The organism is Pseudomonas sp. TH15, assembly GCF_016651105.1.
Taxonomy (GTDB): Bacteria; Pseudomonadota; Gammaproteobacteria; order Pseudomonadales; family Pseudomonadaceae; genus Aquipseudomonas.
The window spans coordinates 2,058,476-2,076,855 of sequence record NZ_JAEKEL010000001.1; the positions used below are offsets into that span (position 1 = coordinate 2,058,476).

The following is an 18,380-nucleotide window of genomic DNA, read 5'->3' on the forward strand; positions in this document are numbered from 1 at the left end:
TGGGCTCACAGGTACGCGGCGTTAGCCGCATCGAGGCGGCCCTGGGCGCGCAGGATCAGTTCGCAGAATTCGCGGGCAGCACCTTCGCCGCCACGGGCCAGGGTGATGCCGTGGGCGTGTTCGCGCACGAAACTGGCGGCATTGGCCACCGCCATGCCCAGCCCGACGCGGCGAATCACCGGCAGGTCAGGCAGGTCGTCACCGAGGTAGGCAACTTGTTCATAGCTTAGGTTGAGTTGGGCAAGAAGCTCGTCGAGTACCACCAGTTTGTCTTCGCGACCCTGGTAGAGGTGTGGAATGCCGAGGTTTTTTGCCCGCCGTTCGACCACAGGGGTCTTGCGGCCGCTGATGATAGCGGTCTGCACGCCGGCTGCCATCAACATCTTGATGCCTTGGCCGTCGAGGGTGCTGAATGTCTTGAATTCACTGCCGTCTTCGAGGAAGTACAGGCGCCCGTCGGTCAGGACGCCATCGACGTCGAACACGGCCAGTTTGATTTGTTTGCCGCGTTGCAGCAGGTCGTTGCTCATTACATTACTCCTGCACGCAGCAAATCGTGCATGTTCAAGGCGCCGACCGGACGGTCTTCGCTGTCGACCACTACCAGTGCGCTGATTTTGTTGTCTTCCATGATCTTCAGGGCTTCGGCGGCAAGCATCTCGGCGCGTGCGGTCTTGCCGTGAGCGGTCATCACTTCATCGATGGTCGCCCGGTGAATGTCGATCGTGCGATCCAGGGAGCGGCGCAAGTCGCCGTCAGTGAAAATCCCAGCCAGCTTGCCGTCGGCTTCCAGAATGACGGTCATGCCCAGGCCCTTGCGGGTCATTTCCATCAGGGCATCCTTGAGTAGCGTGCCACGCTGGACTTGCGGCAACTCTTCGCCGGCGTGCATGACGTTTTCCACTTTTAGTAGTAAGCGTCGGCCGAGCGCGCCGCCCGGGTGGGAAAATGCGAAGTCTTCTGCGGTAAAACCGCGGGCTTCGAGCAGCGCCACGGCCAGGGCATCGCCCATGACCAGCGCGGCGGTGGTCGATGAGGTCGGCGCCAGGTTCAGCGGGCAGGCTTCGTGCTCCACGTGAACGTTGAGGTTGACCTCGGCAGCCTTGGCCAATGGCGAATCGGGATTGCCGGTCATGCTGATCAACTGGATGCCCAGACGCTTGATCAGCGGCAGCAGCGTAACGATCTCATTGGTAGAGCCAGAGTTCGACAGCGCCACAATGATGTCGTCGCGGGTGATCATGCCCATGTCGCCATGACTGGCTTCGGCCGGGTGTACGAAAAACGCCGTGGTGCCGGTGCTGGCCAGGGTGGCGGCAATTTTGTTACCGATATGCCCCGACTTGCCCATGCCGACCACGACTACGCGGCCTTTGCTGGCCAGAATCATCTCGCAAGCGCGTACGAAATCAGCGTCGATATGGGGCAGTAAGCCTTGTACGGCTTCCACTTCGAGGCGGATGGTGCGTTGTGCCGATTGAATCAGGTCGCTTGATTGGCTCATGTCAGAATCGTATAGCCCGATGAAAAGGCGGCGATTATAGCGGTAATGATCGAAACCCTCACGTTAGTTCGTCGTGCTTTGTTAATACCTGTTACCGAAATACTCCAAATGCGGCTTTTTGCCTGTCCTCTTGCTGAACATGCCCCGGCTTGGGCCTTGGGCGCTTGGCTATTGCAGTGATATAGTTCGCCGCCAGTTCGGCCTGCCCGGGGAGGTATGTGCTTTCGTCAGAAAGCCAGGCGTCCGAGTGAGAGGCTGCATCGCAAGGAGTTTAGATGAGTGCCGATAACGCCTACGCGGTCGAGCTGAAGGGACTGACCTTCAAGCGCGGTGCGCGCAGCATTTTCAATAACGTCGATATCCGCATCCCACGCGGCAAGGTCACCGGTATCATGGGGCCTTCCGGGTGTGGCAAGACCACCCTGTTACGGCTGATGGGCGCCCAGTTGCGACCTAATAGCGGTGAAGTCTGGGTCAACGGTCAGAACCTGCCCAAGTTGTCGCGCAGCGATTTGTTCGATGCGCGCAAGCACATGGGTGTGCTGTTCCAGAGCGGCGCGTTGTTTACCGATCTGGATGTGTTCGAGAACGTCGCCTTCCCGCTACGGGTTCATACCGAGCTGCCGGAAGAAATGATCCGTGACATCGTCCTGCTTAAATTGCAGGCCGTTGGCTTGCGCGGCGCCATCGATCTCATGCCCGACGAACTGTCCGGTGGCATGAAGCGTCGTGTCGCGCTGGCGCGAGCGATTGCCCTCGATCCGCAAATCCTCATGTATGACGAGCCCTTTGTGGGGCAGGACCCGATCGCCATGGGCGTACTGGTGCGCCTGATCCGTCTGCTCAACGATGCGTTGGGCATCACCAGCATCGTGGTCTCCCACGATCTGGCAGAGACCGCGAGCATTGCCGATTACATTTATGTAGTGGGTGATGGGCAAGTGCTGGGGCAGGGCACGCCTGACGAATTGATGAATTCTCAGGAGCCACGTATCCGTCAATTCATGACAGGTGACCCCGATGGTCCGGTCGCCTATCACTTTCCAGCGACGGATTACCGCGCAGATCTTCTGGGGAAGCGCTGATGCGCAAGATTTCACTGATAGAAAAAGTGCGCCGGTTCGGCCACGGGGCTATCGATGCCGTCGGGGTGTTCGGGCGGGCGACGATTTTCCTGTTTCACGCATTGTTTAGCCGCGGCGGTATTGGCGGCGGTTTTGGTTTGCTGATCAAGCAATTGCATTCGGTCGGCGTGATGTCCCTGGTGATCATCGTCGTCTCCGGGGTGTTCATCGGCATGGTGTTGGCGCTGCAAGGCTTCAATATCCTGTCCAGCTACGGTTCGGAACAGGCTGTCGGGCAGATGGTTGCCCTGACGTTGCTGCGTGAACTGGGGCCGGTGGTGACTGCATTGCTGTTTGCCGGGCGCGCAGGTTCGGCCCTGACTGCCGAAATCGGCAACATGAAGTCCACCGAGCAGTTGTCCAGTCTGGAAATGATTGGCGTCGATCCGCTCAAGTACATCATTGCCCCGCGCCTGTGGGCCGGTTTCATTTCCCTGCCGGTGCTGGCGATGATTTTCAGCGTCGTCGGGATCTGGGGCGGTTCGTGGGTGGCAGTCGACTGGCTGGGTGTCTATGACGGCTCCTACTGGGCGAACATGCAGAACAGCGTGACGTTCAATGGTGATGTGCTCAACGGCATCATCAAAAGTGTCGTCTTCGCCTTTGTCGTGACCTGGATTGCCGTATTCCAAGGCTATGATTGCGAGCCTACTTCCGAGGGGATCAGTCGTGCCACAACCAAGACCGTGGTGTATGCCTCTTTGGCAGTGCTCGGCCTGGACTTTATTTTGACCGCCCTGATGTTTGGAGATTTCTGATGCAAAACCGCACCCTGGAAATCGGTGTCGGCCTTTTCTTGCTGGCTGGCATCCTGGCTTTGTTGCTGCTTGCGTTGCGGGTCAGTGGCCTGTCCCCGACCGCAAACACCGATACGTATAAACTTTATGCCTACTTCGACAATATCGCCGGTTTGACTGTCAGAGCTAAAGTGACCATGGCCGGTGTGACTATCGGCAAGGTTACGGCGATCGATCTGGACCGCGACAGTTTCACCGGCCGGGTGACCATGCAATTGGAAAAGCGCGTAGATAATCTGCCGACTGACTCCACTGCATCTATCCTGACGGCTGGCCTGTTGGGCGAGAAGTACATCGGTATCAGCGTGGGCGGGGAACAAGCCTTGCTCAAGGATGGTGGAACCATCCACGACACCCAGTCGTCGCTGGTGCTCGAGGACTTGATCGGTAAATTCCTGCTCAATACCGTTAGCAAAGACGCTAAATGAGGAGCTTTTGAATGATTTCTACCTTGCGACGTGGCCTGCTGGTACTGCTTGCAACATTGCCGCTGATGGGCAACGCCGTGGCGGATTCTTCCGCGCACGCGCTCGTGCAGGACACGACCAATCGGATGCTTGCCGATCTGTCGGCCAATAAAGAGAAGTACAAGCAGGACCCGCAGGACTTTTATACGGCGCTGAACACCATCGTCGGACCTGTGGTGGATGCCGAGGGCATTTCCAAAAGCATCATGACGGTCAAGTACTCGCGCAAAGCCACGCCTGCGCAAATGCAGACCTTTCAGGAAAACTTCAAGAAAGGCCTGTTCCAGTTCTACGGCAACGCCTTGCTGGAGTACAACAACCAGGGCATCGTCGTTGATCCTGCCAAGGATGAGTCGGGCGACCGCACCAGCATTGGCATGACGGTCAAGGGCAGCAACGGCGCGATTTATCCGGTGCAGTACACGCTCGAGAAGATCAATGGCGAGTGGAAGCTGCGCAACGTGATCATCAACGGCATCAACATTGGCAAGCTGTTCCGCGATCAGTTTGCTGACGCGATGCAGCGCAATGGCAACGACCTGGACAAGACCATCAATGGTTGGGCCGGGGAAGTCGCCAAAGCCAAGGCCAGCACCGAGAAGCCAGCACAATGAGTGTATCGGCCATTCGCATGACCGAGTCCGGCGAGCTGCGGTTGAGCGGCATGCTGGATTACCGCACCGGCCCGGGTCTGCGCAAGCAGGGCCAGGCGCTGATCAAAGCCAGTACGGCCCCCGCCGTGGTGGTCGATTGTTCGGCGGTGTTGAAATCCAGCAGTGTCGGCTTGTCGCTGCTGCTGTGTTTCATGCGTGATGCAGAGGCGGCCGGCAAGGCCGTCAGCATCCGCGCAATGCCCGAAGACATGCGCGAAATCGCTCAGGTCAGCGAATTGACCGAGCTGTTGGCGCACCCCTAACCGGCATCTATAAAGAAGCCCCCCGTCAGAGTCCTGTGAATGCGGGGTTCGCAGGCGCGGGGCTTTTTTGTATGATGTCCGACCCGCGCGCGCAGAGCGCCGATTGAGGTTGAGCATGCAGGCCACCGAAGTGAAGAGCTTTCTCGAAGGAAAGCTGTCCGAGACTTTTTTATCTGTGCAGGTTGAAGTTGAGGGCGAAGGCTGCAACTTTCAGCTGAACGTGATTAGCGATGAACTGGCGGCGTTGAGCCCGGTGAAGCGTCAGCAGCAGATCTATGCCCATTTGAACCCATGGATCACCGATGGCAGCATCCATGCGGTCACTATGAAATTTTTCAGCAGCGCGGCCTGGGCCGAGCGCACCTGAGCCCAAGGGCGTCGAGATTCTTATGGATAAATTGATTATTACTGGTGGTGTTCGTCTTGATGGCGAAATCCGCATCTCCGGGGCAAAGAACTCTGCCCTGCCGATCCTTGCGGCCACTCTGTTGTGTGATGGCCCGGTCACCGTGGCCAACCTGCCGCACCTGCACGACATCACCACCATGATCGAGCTGTTCGGTCGCATGGGCATCGAGCCGGTGATCGACGAGAAGCTGAGCGTCGAAATCGACCCACGCACCATCAAGACCCTGATCGCGCCGTACGAACTGGTGAAAACCATGCGTGCCTCGATCCTGGTATTGGGGCCGATGGTTGCCCGTTTCGGTGAAGCCGAAGTCGCGCTGCCTGGCGGTTGCGCCATTGGTTCGCGTCCGGTCGACCTGCACATCCGTGGCCTCGAAGCCATGGGCGCAGTCATCGATGTCGAGGGCGGCTACATCAAGGCCAAGGCGCCTGAAGGCGGCTTGCGCGGTGCGCACTTCTTCTTCGACACCGTCAGCGTGACCGGTACCGAAAACATCATGATGGCCGCCGCTCTGGCCAAGGGCCGCAGCGTTCTGGCTAACGCCGCTCGCGAGCCTGAAGTCATCGACCTGGCGAACTTCCTGATCGCCATGGGCGCCAAGATCACTGGCGCCGGCACCGACACCATCACCATCGATGGCGTTGAGCGTCTGCACCCGGCCACCTATAAAGTGATGCCGGACCGTATCGAAACCGGCACCTACCTGGTGGCAGCTGCCGTGACCGGCGGCCGTGTGAAGGTCAAGGACACTGATCCGACCATCCTCGAAGCCGTTCTGGAAAAACTCCGTGAGTCGGGTGCCGAAATCACCTGCGGCGATGACTGGATCGAGCTGAACATGCACGGCAAGCGGCCAAAAGCCGTCAATGTGCGTACCGCTCCGTACCCGGCGTTCCCGACCGATATGCAGGCGCAGTTCATCTCCCTCAACGCCATTGCCGAAGGCACCGGTGCGGTGATCGAGACGATCTTCGAAAACCGTTTCATGCACGTGTATGAGTTGCACCGCATGGGCGCCAAGATCCAGGTCGAGGGCAACACCGCCATCGTTACCGGCACCGAGAAGCTGAAAGGCGCGCCAGTCATGGCCACCGACCTGCGTGCTTCGGCCAGCCTGGTAATCTCGGCACTGATCGCCGAAGGCGACACCCTGATCGATCGCATCTACCACATCGACCGTGGTTACGAGTGCATCGAAGAGAAACTGCAGATGCTCGGCGCCAAGATCCGCCGCGTACCGGGCTAGTTTCTGCTGCATGGGCGCAGGGACGCGCCCGTTGGTTTTGTTCCAAGTCGAGGGTGGTTACACCCTCGATGTGTGTCCGGCGCCGTTTGCGACCGGACATGAGTACCTTGATAAGGACTGACGTTTCCCATGTTGACCATCGCACTGTCCAAGGGCCGCATCCTTGACGACACCCTGCCGCTTCTGGCTGAAGCAGGCATCGTGCCGACCGAGAATCCGGACAAGAGCCGCAAGCTGATCATCCCCACGACCCAGCCCGACGTACGTCTGCTGATCGTGCGCGCAACCGATGTGCCGACTTACGTCGAACATGGTGCCGCGGACCTGGGCGTCGCCGGTAAAGATGTGCTGATGGAATACGGCGGCCAGGGCCTCTACGAGCCGCTGGACCTACGAATTGCCCTGTGCAAGCTGATGACCGCCGGCAAAATTGGCGCAGTCGAGCCCAAGGGCCGACTGCGCGTTGCCACCAAGTTCGTCAACGTTGCCAAGCGTTACTACGCCGAGCAGGGTCGTCAGGTTGACATCATCAAGCTCTACGGCTCGATGGAGCTGGCACCGCTGATCGGTCTGGCCGACAAGATCATCGACGTGGTCGACACCGGTAACACGCTGCGGGCCAATGGCCTGGAACCACAGGATTTCATCGCTGACATCAGCTCCCGTCTGATCGTCAACAAAGCTTCGATGAAAATGCAGCACGCCCGTATCCAGGCGTTGATCGACACCCTGCGCAAGGCAGTGGAGTCTCGACACCGCGGCTGATTCACCTGCGCGACGTTAAGTCGCGCCCGTCTATCCGCCTCATAGCCAGAATTCTCAGGTGCCCAAGCGGAAACGACTGCTAAGTTAGGGCGCCTGAGTTTTTGCCATTCCTATGAGGCTCTCGCTATGACCGCACCGACTGCAATTCGCCGACTCAACGCTGCTGCCCCGGATTTCGCACATCATCTGGATCATCTGCTGAGCTGGGAAAGTGTGTCTGACGACTCGGTCAATCAGCGGGTGCTGGACATCATCAAAGCCGTGCGCGAGCGTGGCGATGCGGCGCTGGTGGAGTTCACCCAGAAGTTCGACGGCCTGCAAGTTGCCTCGATGGCCGACCTCATCCTGCCGCGCGAACGCCTGGAGCTGGCCCTGACCCGCATCACCGCGCCCCAGCGCGAAGCATTGGAAAAAGCCGCGGCCCGAGTGCGCAGCTACCACGAAAAACAGAAACAGGACTCCTGGAGCTACACCGAAGCCGACGGCACGGTGCTGGGCCAGAAGGTCACGCCGCTGGATCGCGCCGGTCTGTACGTGCCGGGCGGCAAGGCGTCGTACCCGTCGTCGGTACTGATGAACGCGATTCCGGCCAAGGTCGCTGGCGTGACCGAAGTGGTCATGGTCGTGCCGACCCCGCGCGGTGAAATCAATGAACTGGTATTGGCCGCGGCCTGCATTGCCGGCGTGGATCGTGTGTTTACCATCGGTGGCGCCCAAGCGGTTGCCGCGCTGGCTTACGGCACCGAAAGCGTGCCGAAGGTCGACAAAGTGGTTGGCCCGGGCAATATTTATGTCGCCACCGCCAAGCGCCACGTGTTTGGCCAGGTCGGCATCGACATGATCGCCGGTCCGTCCGAGATCCTTGTGGTCTGCGACGGCCAGACCGATCCGGACTGGATCGCCATGGACCTGTTCTCCCAGGCCGAGCATGACGAAGACGCCCAGGCGATTCTGGTCAGCCCGGACGCCGAGTTCCTCGACAAAGTCGCCGCCAGCATCAGCAAATTGCTGCCGACCATGGAACGTGCCGAGATCATCGAGACGTCGATCAATGGCCGCGGCGCGCTGATCCTGGTCCGCGACATGCAACAAGCCATCGAAGTGGCCAACCGCATCGCGCCGGAGCACCTGGAGTTGTCGGTCGCCGATCCACAAGCCTGGCTGCCGCAGATCCGCCACGCTGGTGCAATCTTCATGGGCCGTCACACCTCCGAAGCGTTGGGCGATTACTGCGCCGGGCCGAACCACGTCTTGCCGACCTCCGGCACCGCGCGATTCTCTTCGCCGCTGGGTGTGTACGACTTCCAGAAACGCTCGTCGATCATCTTCTGCTCCGAGCAGGGTGCTTCCGAATTGGGCAAAACCGCTTCCGTGCTGGCCCGTGGCGAGTCGCTGACCGCTCACGCCCGTAGCGCTGAATACCGCATCGTTGATGATCAAGAAGGGAAATAAAGATGAGTAAATTCTGGAGTCCCTTCGTCAAGAGTCTGGTGCCTTACGTACCGGGCGAGCAGCCGAAGCTGGCGAAACTGGTGAAGCTCAACACCAACGAAAACCCGTACGGCCCATCGCCTAAAGCCTTGGCCGCGATGCAGACCGAACTGAACGACAACCTGCGCCTGTACCCGGACCCGAACAGCGATCTGCTGAAGAATGCGGTCGCCACTTATTACGGCGTGCAGGCGAACCAAGTGTTCCTCGGCAATGGCTCCGATGAAGTCCTGGCGCACATCTTCCACGGCTTGTTGCAACACGACAATCCGGTACTGTTCCCGGACATCAGCTACAGCTTCTATCCGGTCTACTGCGGGTTGTACGGCATTGCCTTCGATGCGGTGCCGCTGGACGCGCAATTCCAGATCAACCCGGCAGACTACGCCAAGCCGAACGGCGGGATCATTTTTCCGAACCCGAACGCACCGACCGGTTGTCTGTTGGCGCTGGATGCCGTGGAGCAAATCCTCAAGGCCAGCCCGGATTCCGTGGTGGTGGTCGATGAAGCCTATATCGACTTCGGCGGCGAAACCGCGATCAGCCTGGTGGACCGTTACCCGAACCTGCTCGTGACCCAGACCCTGTCCAAGTCCCGTTCTTTGGCGGGCCTGCGGGTCGGTCTGGCGGTTGGGCATCCAGACCTGATCGAGGCGCTGGAGCGGATCAAGAACAGCTTCAACTCTTATCCGCTGGATCGCCTGGCGAATGTCGGGGCAGCGGCGGCGTTCGAGGATCGCGAGTACTTCGACAAGACTTGCCGGTTGGTCATCGACAATCGCGAGAAGGTTGTCGCGCAGTTGGAGGCCAAGGGCTTTGAAGTACTGCCGTCGGCGGCCAACTTCATCTTCGCCCGGCACCCGCAGCACGATGCGGCGGCTCTGGCAGCGAAGTTGCGCGAGCAGGGCGTGATTGTGCGGCACTTCAAGCAGGAGCGGATTGCGCAGTTCCTGCGGATTTCGGTGGGTACGCCTGAGCAGAATCAGGCGCTGATCGACGGCCTCGGCGAGCTCTAAAGGCAAGAGCCCCTCACCCTAACCCTCTCCCAAAGGGAGAGGGGACTGAATGGGGGATGCTGTTGAATTGCGCCGACCTGATCTTGCTTAACCGAATCCATAATCGACATGGTTTTTCAGGTCGATGTACCCCGCAAGACAATTCTGTCGGCTCCCTCTCCCGGCCAAAGGGAGAGGGGACTGAATTGGGGATGCTGTTGAATTGCACCGACCTGATCTTGCTTTGCCGAATCCATAATCGACACGGTTTTTCAGGTTGATGGATAGCCAGAGTCACCTCGGTCGGCTCACTCTCCCAGCCAAAGGGAGAGGGGACTGATTGGGGATGCTGTTGAATTGCACCGACCTGATCTTGCTTTGCCGAATCCATAATCGACATGGTTTTTCAGGTCGATGGATAGGCTGAGTCACCTCGGTCGGCCCCCTCTCCCAGCCAAAGAGAGAGGGGACTGAATGGGGGATGCTGTTGAATTGCACCGACCTGATCTTGCTTTGTCGAGTCCATAATCGACACGGTTTTTCAGGTTGATGGATAGGCTGAGTCACCTCGGTCGGCCCCCTCTCCCTCCGGGAGAGGGCTGGGGTGAGGGTTTGCTTTTATTCGTGATGCGGCTCGCCGAGGAATGTCAGTGAGGTGAACAGGCCGCGACTGTTGACATCAGGGCTGTCCTTCACCGGCACTTCAACCTGCGCGGCAATTACATTCAAGCCTTCGTTCCTCACCAGCACCTGCGCACGGCCATCCTTATCCGTCTCGGTGCTCAGGGTGTGCGGTGCGCTGCGGTAGTCACCAATCAACTTCACACCCGCCACCGGTTTGCCATCGAGCAACACCCGCACCGGCAATGAATTGCCCGGCCCCACGGTCAGTGGATCAACCTCCGGCACAATCAGCAGTTTGATCTGATCGAGCTTCGGCAACTTCGCCCCCGGCTGGTAAATCGCCAGGCTGTATTTGAACGTCTGCGTCGCCTCGATGGCGCCAGGCACTTTGCTGCGCCCTTCATTGATCCACTTCTTGTCCGCTGTTTGCGACCACATGCCGTTGTTCAGGGCCACGGCCATCACCGCCGGTGTTTTCAGTGGTTTCAGGCGAGCGTGATCTGCCAAGCGTTCAACCGTGACCGGGATCATCTTGCCGCTGGCGTCATAAGCCCAGGCGCCGCTGATCTTCCGGGCCTTGAAGGCATTGTCTTCGGCGCCGTGGCCGTAGATCACTTCGATATTGCCGCGACGTTGTTCAGTCCACAGACCGTGGGCCGAGACCTGGCCGGCGAACAGTGCGGCGATGAGTACAAGGGTTTTGCCGTGTCGCATGGTGACGTCCTTTTACAGGTTGAGGGTCAGGCTGACAGTGAAGTTGCGCGGCTCGCCGGGGTTGACCCAGTAGTTGCTGTAGGAGCGCTCGTAATACTTTTCGTCGAAAAGGTTGTTCAGGTTCAGGCCGACGGTGACGTTGCCGCTGGCCTTGTAATGGGCCAGCAGGTCAACGGTGTGGTAGGCCGGCAATTCAAAATCGCTGCCGGATTCGCCAGAGCGGTCGCCGACATAAGTGAACGCTGCGCCGACGTCCGAGCCCCGCAAAGGGCCATCCTGAAATTCATAAACACCGAGCAGGCTGCCGCTGCGTTTGGCCACGCCAAGAATGCGGCTGCCTTTTGGGATGACCGCGTCGCCCTCGGTCACTTCCGCGTCGATGTACGCGAATGCACCGATCACCCGCACCGCGTCAGTGACTTGTCCGGTCACTTGCAGATCGAAGCCCTGGCTACGCGCTTTGCCCATCGCGCGGCTGGTATCGGTACCGGGGTCGAGGGCGAGGACGTTTTCCTTGTCGATGTGGAAGAAGGCGAGGGTGCTGCTCAGGCGCTCGTCGAACAACTCGTTCTTGATCCCGACTTCATAGCCGACGCCTTCTTCCGGATCGAAGGATTTGCCCGCGGCGTCGAGACCGTTGTTCGGTTTGAACGAGGTCGAGGCGTTGGCGAACAGCCCGGTATTGGGCGTCAGCTGATAGAGCAGACCGACGCGCTGGGTCAGGGCATCGTGGCTCTGGCGACTGTTGGCGTTACGGCTGTGGTCGTCGATACGCTGGTCGAAATGCTCGAAGCGCGCGCCGAACATCCCGCGCAGTTTGTCGCTGAAGACGATTTGATCCTGCAGGTTCAGCGCATGGCTTTCGACGTGTTCGAAAGTATCCGTGCCCGAGCGTGCACCGTTGGGTTTCGGCTGGCCGTAGATCGGGTTGTAGATGTCGATCGCGTAGGGGCCGCCAGCAATCGTGGTGACGCGTTCGTTCTTGCGGAAGTTTTCGTACTCGGTGCCGATCAGCAGTTCGTGTTGCCACGGGCCAAGGTCGAACAGACCCCGCAGTTCCAGCTGCGTGATGCTGTCGTGCCAGTTTGTGTCACGTTCGCGATAGCGGCGATTGACGGTGTGGCCGTCAGCGTTCAACGGGCGAGACTCGGAGGCATCACCCCAGAGTTTGCCTTCCTTGTAATGGCTGGCCAGACGCAGTTTCCAGCTGTCATTGAGGTGATGTTCGAGGGTCGCCTGCAACAGGTTGTTGTGGTTGTCGATGTTGCCGTCGTTGGGTTCGCCGAGGAAGGTCGAGCGTGAGACGCCGCTCCATTTATTGTTCGGCGCAACGATGCCACGGTCGAAAGTGGAGTTGTGGCGGACGATTTCACTTTCAACCAACAGCGACGTGTCCGGATTCAATTGCCAGCTGATTGAAGGTGCGACAAACACATGCTGGCTATCGACGTGATCGCGAAAGCTGTGGTTATCCTCGACCGCAAGGTTGATCCGCGAGAGCACATCGCCCTGATCATCCAGCGGCGTGTTGACGTCCAGTGCAGTGCGATAGCGATCCCAACTGCCGGCGCTGGTTTGCAGGGTGGTGAAGGCGTCGGGCTCTGGTTTCTTGGTGACGATGTTCACCGTACCACCCGGATCGCCTCGACCATACAGGCTGGCCGCCGGGCCTTTGAGCACTTCGATGCGCTCGATGTTGGCGGCGTCGGGCGTGCTTGGATAACCACGATTGGCGCTGAAGCCGTCCTTATAGAACTCCGACGTGGTGAAGCCGCGCACGCTGTACTCGTAGAGGGTCAGGCCGCCAAAATTGTTTTGCTTCGACACACCGCCGGCAAAATCCAGCGCGCGTTCGACGCTGGTGCTGCCCAGATCCTTGAGTACGCTGGCCGGTACAACGCTGATCGCTTGCGGGATATCGCGGATCGCGGTGTCGGTTTTGGTCGCGCTGGAGGAGCGCGTGGCGCGGTAGCCTTTGACCGGTCCGGTCGGCGATTCATAGTCGGAAGTGACGCTGATGGCGTCGAGTTCGAGGGGCTGCGGTTCTTCGGCGAAGACTGGATCGACCAGTAAACCAAGGCTCAGGCTCAGCAGGGAAGCCTTTGTTCGAGACGACATGTTATGTTGTTCCAATTCCTAGAATTGAAACAATATAACATGCCTTTTGAGAATGTCTTTTATTCGCGCGAACCGCGCGAAAAAAGTTTTACTCTTCTTCTTTGACCGGTGCCGGCGGCGGACGCAAACCAATCTCCGCGCTCAGCTTCAATTCCTTGCCGTTACGCATCACCTGAATCGAGACCTTGTCGGTCGGTTTGATCCGCGCCACCTGGTTCATCGAGCGGCGACCATCGCCGGCCGGTTCGCCGTCGATGCTGAGGATCACGTCACCCAGTTGCAGGCCGGCCTTCTGCGCCGGGCCGTCACGGAAAATCCCCGCCACCACAATCCCCGGACGCCCGGACAGGCCGAACGACTCCGCCAGTTCCTGAGTCAACGGCTGCACTTCAATCCCCAGCCAGCCACGAATTACCTGGCCGTGTTCGATGATCGACTTCATCACTTCCATCGCCAGTTTCACCGGAATCGCAAAACCGATGCCTTGCGAGCCGCCGGACTTGGAGAAAATAGCCGTGTTGATGCCGGTCAGGTTGCCGTTGGCATCCACCAGCGCACCGCCAGAGTTGCCGGGGTTGATCGCGGCGTCGGTCTGGATGAAGTCTTCGTAGTTGTTCAGGCCCAGTTGATTGCGGCCAGTGGCGCTGATGATGCCCATGGTCACGGTCTGGCCGACACCGAACGGGTTGCCGATGGCCAGCGCGACGTCACCGATGCGGATGTTGTCGGAACGCCCGATCGTGATCGACGGCAGGGTTTTCAGGTCGATCTTCAATACCGCGAGATCGGTTTCCGGGTCGCTGCCGATGACCCGGGCCAGGGTCTCACGGCCATCCTTGAGCGCCACGACAATCTGGTCGGCGCCGGTGGTCACGTGGTTATTGGTCAGGATGTAGCCTTCCGGGCTCATGATCACGCCGGAACCCAGGCTTGACTCCATGCGCTTCTGCTTGGGCGAGTTGTCGCCGAAGAAGCGGCGGAACTGCGGATCTTCGAACAGCGGGTGATTGGGTTTGTTGATGACTTTGGTGGTGTACAGGTTGACCACCGCCGGCGCGGCAATGACCACGGCATCGGCATAGGACACGGGCCCCTGTTGCACGCTGGTGGTTTGCGGAGCTTGCTGCAGGTTGACGTCGAGGCTCGGAAGCCCGACCCATTGCGGGTAACGCTGAATGATCAACAGAGCGATAAGCACGCCGGCCAACAACGGCCAGCCGGAAAAACGCAGCGCCTTAAGCATTAAACAAGTCCTACAGAGGTTGCAGGAGGTATGAGACCGCCCATAATGTCGCGCATTATAGAGGTCGCGCGTGCCTCTGAACGGGATATTTAGGAGTCTTTTATGGCCGTCGCCCTGAGCACCCTGGTCGAAGAAGCCGACCGTTACCTGAACAGTTCAAAGATTGCCGACTACTGCCCCAACGGGTTGCAGGTCGAAGGCCGCCCGCAAGTGATGCGCATCGTCAGCGGCGTCACCGCCAGCCAGGCGCTGCTGGACGCTGCGGTGGAAGCCAAGGCCGATCTGGTGTTGGTGCATCACGGCTATTTCTGGAAGGGCGAGAACCCGTGCATCACCGGCATGAAGCAACGCCGGTTGAAAACCCTGCTCAAGCACGACATCAGTTTGCTGTCGTATCACTTGCCTCTGGACCTGCACCCGGACGTCGGCAACAACGTGCAGCTTGCGCGTCAGTTGGACATCACCGTCGAGGGCCCGCTGGACCCCGATAACCTGAAAGTCGTCGGTCTGGTCGGCTCGCTGAGCGAACCGATGAGCCCGCGTGACTTCGCCCGTCGTGTGCAGGAAGTCATGGGTCGTGAGCCGTTGCTGATTGAAGGCAGCGAGATGATCCGTCGGGTCGGCTGGTGCACCGGTGGCGGTCAGGGTTACATTGATCAGGCGGTTCTGGCGGGTGTCGATCTGTACCTCAGCGGCGAAGCGTCCGAACAGACCTTCCACAGTGCCCGGGAAAACGACATCAGTTTCATCGCCGCGGGCCACCACGCCACTGAGCGCTATGGCGTTCAGGCGCTGGGGGATTACCTGGCACGCCGGTTTGCCCTGGAACACATCTTCATCGATTGCCCGAACCCGATCTGAGATCGACCACTGATCAAAATGTGGGAGCGGGCTTGCTCGCGAAGGCGGCGTATCAGTCGACATCAATGTTGAATGTGAGTCAGCATTCGCGAGCAAGCCCGCTCCCACATGAGATCTGTGGTGGCCAAACGAGGGGGTATATTCATATACCCTTTCGATCTAGTTGGCGTCCTGATTAGAAGGGGGCCGCTGTGCTAGGATTCCCCGCTCGAACACGGCCCGCTGGCCGTCCATAAGATCGTTTTCGTGAGTAGCCATGGTCGACAAACTGACGCATCTGAAACAGCTGGAGGCCGAAAGCATCCACATCATCCGCGAGGTCGCCGCCGAGTTCGATAACCCGGTGATGCTGTACTCCGTCGGTAAAGACTCCGCCGTGATGCTGCACCTTGCGCGCAAGGCATTCTTCCCGGGCAAGCTGCCGTTCCCGGTAATGCACGTCGACACCCAGTGGAAGTTCAAGGAGATGTACACGTTCCGCGACCGCATGGTCGAAGAACTGGGCCTGGACCTGCTGGTGCACGTCAACCCCGATGGCGTTGCGCAGGGTATCAACCCGCTGACCCACGGCAGTGCCAAACACACTGACATCATGAAAACCGAAGGCCTCAAGCAGGCCCTCGACAAGTACGGCTTCGACGCCGCATTTGGTGGTGCCCGCCGTGACGAAGAGAAATCCCGTGCCAAAGAGCGCGTGTATTCCTTCCGCGATACCAAGCACCGCTGGGACCCGAAGAACCAGCGCCCGGAGCTGTGGAACGTCTACAACGGTAACGTCAACAAGGGCGAATCCATTCGTGTGTTCCCATTGTCGAACTGGACCGAACTGGACATCTGGCAGTACATCTACCTCGAAGGCATCCCGATTGTGCCGCTGTATTTCGCCGCCGAGCGCGACGTTATCGAGATGAACGGCACCTGGATCATGATCGACGACGAACGCCTGCTCAATCACCTGAGCGACGAAGACAAGGCGCGCATCGTCAAGAAAAAGGTCCGTTTCCGTACGCTGGGCGACTACCCGTTGACCGGTGCGGTCGAGTCCGAGGCCACCAGCCTGACCGACATCATTCAGGAAATGCTCCTGACGCGAACTTCCGAACGCCAGGGCCGGGTCATCGATCACGATGGTGCAGGCTCGATGGAAGAAAAGAAACGTCAGGGTTATTTCTAAGGGGTTGTCATGTCGCACGTATCTGATTTGATCAGCGAGGACATCCTCGCCTACCTGGGCCAGCACGAACGCAAGGAAATGCTGCGCTTTCTGACCTGTGGCAACGTCGACGACGGCAAGAGCACCCTGATCGGGCGCCTGCTGCACGACTCCAAAATGATCTACGAAGATCACCTGGAAGCCATCACCCGCGACTCGAAAAAAGTCGGCACCACCGGCGAAGACATCGACCTGGCATTGCTGGTCGACGGCTTGCAGGCTGAGCGTGAGCAGGGAATCACCATCGATGTCGCTTACCGCTACTTCTCCACCGCCAAGCGCAAGTTCATCATCGCCGATACCCCTGGCCATGAGCAGTACACCCGCAACATGGCCACCGGTGCGTCCACCTGTGACCTGGCGATCATCCTGGTCGATGCCCGTTACGGCGTGCAGACCCAGACCCGTCGCCACAGCTTCATTGCCTCGTTGCTCGGCATCAAGCACATCGTGGTCGCCATCAACAAGATGGACCTCAATGGCTTCGACGAAAGCGTGTTCGAGTCGATCAAGGCCGATTACCTGAAGTTCGCCGAAGGCATCGCGTTCAAGCCGACCACCATGGCCTTCGTGCCGATGTCCGCTCTGAAGGGCGACAACGTGGTGAACAAGTCCGAGCGCTCGCCGTGGTACACCGGCCAGTCGCTGATGGAAATCCTTGAAACCGTCGAAATCGCCAACGACCGCAACTACACCGACCTGCGTTTCCCGGTGCAGTACGTCAACCGTCCGAACCTGAACTTCCGTGGTTTCGCCGGCACCCTGGCCAGCGGCATCGTGCACAAGGGCGACGAAGTCGTGGTGCTGCCGTCGGGCAAGAGCAGCCGCGTGAAATCCATTGTCACCTTCGAGGGTGAACTGGAGCACGCAGGTCCAGGTCAAGCGGTCACGCTGACCATGGAAGACGAGATCGACATCTCTCGCGGTGACTTGCTGGTGCACGCCGACAACCAGCCGCAAGTGACTGACGCCTTCGACGCCATGCTGGTGTGGATGGCTGAAGAACCGATGCTGCCGGGCAAGAAATACGACATCAAACGCGCCACGTCCTACGTGCCGGGTTCGATCACCAGCATCGTCAACCGCGTTGACGTGAACACCCTGGAAGAAGGTCCGGCCAGTTCGTTGAACCTGAACGAGATCGGTCGGGTCAAGGTCAGCCTCGACGCCGCCATCGCGCTGGACGGTTACTCGAGCAACCGCACCACCGGTTCGTTCATCGTCATCGATCGCTTGACCAACGGCACCGTCGCCGCTGGCATGATCATCGCCCAGCCGTTGAGCCATGAAAGCGGCACTCATCATGGCAAATCGGCCCATGTAGCCACCGAGGAGCGTGCCCAACGCTTCGGCCAGCAACCGACCACCGTGTTGTTCAGCGGCTTGTCGGGCGCAGGCAAAAGCACGCTGGCCTATGCGGTTGAACGCAAGTTGTTCGACTTGGGCCGTGCGGTGTTCGTGCTCGACGGTCAGAACCTGCGTCATGACCTGAACAAAGGTCTGCCACTGGATCGCGCCGGCCGTACCGAGAACTGGCGTCGTGCGGCGCACGTTGCGCGTCAGTTCAACGAAGCCGGTTTGCTGACCCTGGCGGCATTTGTTGCTCCAAGCGCCGAAGGTCGTGAGCAGGCCAAGGACCTGATCGGCAAGGAGCGTTTGCTGACGGTTTACGTCCAGGCCTCGCCGACAGTTTGCGCCGAGCGTGATCCGCAAGGGCTGTATACCGCCGCTGGCGATAACATCCCGGGCGACTCCTTCCCGTACGACGTGCCACTGGACGCTGACCTTGTAGTCGACACCCAGTCGCTGTCGCTGGAAGAAAGCGTCAAGCAAGTGCTGGATCTGCTGCGTAGCCGCGGCGCGATCTAAGCGTTAGCCGCTCATAAAAAACCC

General features: G+C 59.4%; 18 protein-coding genes. 13 read left to right on the plus strand and 5 right to left on the minus strand.

The features are described from left to right. Positions 1-5 precede the first annotated feature (5 nt). A complete protein-coding gene (locus JFT87_RS09185) occupies positions 6-530 on the minus strand; it encodes a KdsC family phosphatase (RefSeq protein WP_201195792.1) in 525 nt (174 codons plus the stop codon). After that, positions 530-1,504 carry a KpsF/GutQ family sugar-phosphate isomerase gene (locus JFT87_RS09190; protein ID WP_201200589.1) on the minus strand — a complete coding sequence of 325 codons (975 nt, stop codon included), beginning with the start codon at positions 1,502-1,504 and terminating at the stop codon, positions 530-532. The genes JFT87_RS09185 and JFT87_RS09190 overlap by 1 nt, the downstream gene beginning before the upstream one ends. A gap of 275 nt (positions 1,505-1,779) precedes the next feature. On the opposite strand from JFT87_RS09190, the gene JFT87_RS09195 reads away from it, so the two are divergent. The 10 genes from JFT87_RS09195 to hisC all read left to right on the plus strand — a co-directional run bounded on the left by JFT87_RS09195 (position 1,780) and on the right by hisC (position 9,735). Next, positions 1,780-2,589, plus strand: a complete 810-nt coding sequence (locus JFT87_RS09195; RefSeq protein ID WP_201200590.1) for an ATP-binding cassette domain-containing protein — start codon at positions 1,780-1,782, stop codon at positions 2,587-2,589. Further along, positions 2,589-3,386, plus strand: coding sequence for a lipid asymmetry maintenance ABC transporter permease subunit MlaE (gene mlaE, locus JFT87_RS09200; RefSeq protein WP_201200594.1), 798 nt, complete (start codon positions 2,589-2,591; stop codon positions 3,384-3,386). Before JFT87_RS09195 ends, mlaE begins: the two co-directional genes overlap by 1 nt. Beyond that, positions 3,386-3,853 carry an outer membrane lipid asymmetry maintenance protein MlaD gene (gene mlaD / locus JFT87_RS09205; RefSeq protein ID WP_201195787.1) on the plus strand — a complete coding sequence of 156 codons (468 nt, stop codon included), beginning with the start codon at positions 3,386-3,388 and terminating at the stop codon, positions 3,851-3,853. Before mlaE ends, mlaD begins: the two co-directional genes overlap by 1 nt. Positions 3,854-3,864: 11 nt before the next feature. After that, positions 3,865-4,506 (plus strand): MlaC/ttg2D family ABC transporter substrate-binding protein, encoded by a 642-nt coding sequence (locus tag JFT87_RS09210; RefSeq protein WP_201200595.1) that lies wholly within the window; start codon positions 3,865-3,867, stop codon positions 4,504-4,506. Further along, positions 4,503-4,808 carry an STAS domain-containing protein gene (locus tag JFT87_RS09215; protein WP_201200596.1) on the plus strand — a complete coding sequence of 102 codons (306 nt, stop codon included), beginning with the start codon at positions 4,503-4,505 and terminating at the stop codon, positions 4,806-4,808. Before JFT87_RS09210 ends, JFT87_RS09215 begins: the two co-directional genes overlap by 4 nt. Positions 4,809-4,923: 115 nt before the next feature. Then, positions 4,924-5,175: a BolA family protein gene (locus JFT87_RS09220; RefSeq protein ID WP_201195781.1), complete on the plus strand. Its 252-nt coding sequence runs from the start codon at positions 4,924-4,926 to the stop codon at positions 5,173-5,175. A gap of 22 nt (positions 5,176-5,197) precedes the next feature. Beyond that, on the plus strand, positions 5,198-6,463 hold the full coding sequence (gene murA / locus JFT87_RS09225) for a UDP-N-acetylglucosamine 1-carboxyvinyltransferase (RefSeq protein ID WP_054049887.1): 1,266 nt from the start codon (positions 5,198-5,200) through the stop codon (positions 6,461-6,463). A gap of 129 nt (positions 6,464-6,592) precedes the next feature. Continuing rightward, positions 6,593-7,228 carry an ATP phosphoribosyltransferase gene (gene hisG, locus JFT87_RS09230; RefSeq protein WP_201200599.1) on the plus strand — a complete coding sequence of 212 codons (636 nt, stop codon included), beginning with the start codon at positions 6,593-6,595 and terminating at the stop codon, positions 7,226-7,228. 126 nt (positions 7,229-7,354) lie between these two features. Beyond that, positions 7,355-8,680, plus strand: coding sequence for a histidinol dehydrogenase (gene hisD, locus JFT87_RS09235; protein ID WP_201200600.1), 1,326 nt, complete (start codon positions 7,355-7,357; stop codon positions 8,678-8,680). A 2-nt stretch (positions 8,681-8,682) separates the two neighbouring features. Next, complete coding sequence (hisC, locus tag JFT87_RS09240) at positions 8,683-9,735, plus strand: histidinol-phosphate transaminase (RefSeq protein ID WP_201200601.1); 1,053 nt, start codon at positions 8,683-8,685, stop codon at positions 9,733-9,735. Between the two features lie 597 nt (positions 9,736-10,332). Here the strand turns inward: hisC and JFT87_RS09245 are convergent. From JFT87_RS09245 to algW, 3 genes are all read right to left on the minus strand, one after another. After that, the gene (locus JFT87_RS09245; protein WP_201200602.1) at positions 10,333-11,052 is read right to left on the minus strand and encodes a DUF4198 domain-containing protein; all 720 of its coding nucleotides are present in this window, start codon (positions 11,050-11,052) and stop codon (positions 10,333-10,335) included. 12 nt (positions 11,053-11,064) lie between these two features. Further along, a complete protein-coding gene (locus JFT87_RS09250) occupies positions 11,065-13,170 on the minus strand; it encodes a TonB-dependent siderophore receptor (protein WP_201200603.1) in 2,106 nt (701 codons plus the stop codon). A gap of 88 nt (positions 13,171-13,258) precedes the next feature. Next, complete coding sequence (algW, locus tag JFT87_RS09255) at positions 13,259-14,413, minus strand: Do family serine endopeptidase AlgW (protein ID WP_201200607.1); 1,155 nt, start codon at positions 14,411-14,413, stop codon at positions 13,259-13,261. Between the two features lie 102 nt (positions 14,414-14,515). On the opposite strand from algW, the gene JFT87_RS09260 reads away from it, so the two are divergent. From JFT87_RS09260 to cysN, 3 genes are all read left to right on the plus strand, one after another. Further along, on the plus strand, positions 14,516-15,274 hold the full coding sequence (locus tag JFT87_RS09260) for a Nif3-like dinuclear metal center hexameric protein (RefSeq protein WP_054616127.1): 759 nt from the start codon (positions 14,516-14,518) through the stop codon (positions 15,272-15,274). Positions 15,275-15,530: 256 nt separating this feature from the next. Beyond that, complete coding sequence (cysD, locus tag JFT87_RS09265) at positions 15,531-16,448, plus strand: sulfate adenylyltransferase subunit CysD (RefSeq protein WP_201114859.1); 918 nt, start codon at positions 15,531-15,533, stop codon at positions 16,446-16,448. 9 nt (positions 16,449-16,457) lie between these two features. Beyond that, the gene (cysN, locus tag JFT87_RS09270; RefSeq protein WP_201200609.1) at positions 16,458-18,356 is read left to right on the plus strand and encodes a sulfate adenylyltransferase subunit CysN; all 1,899 of its coding nucleotides are present in this window, start codon (positions 16,458-16,460) and stop codon (positions 18,354-18,356) included. Positions 18,357-18,380 lie beyond the last annotated feature (24 nt).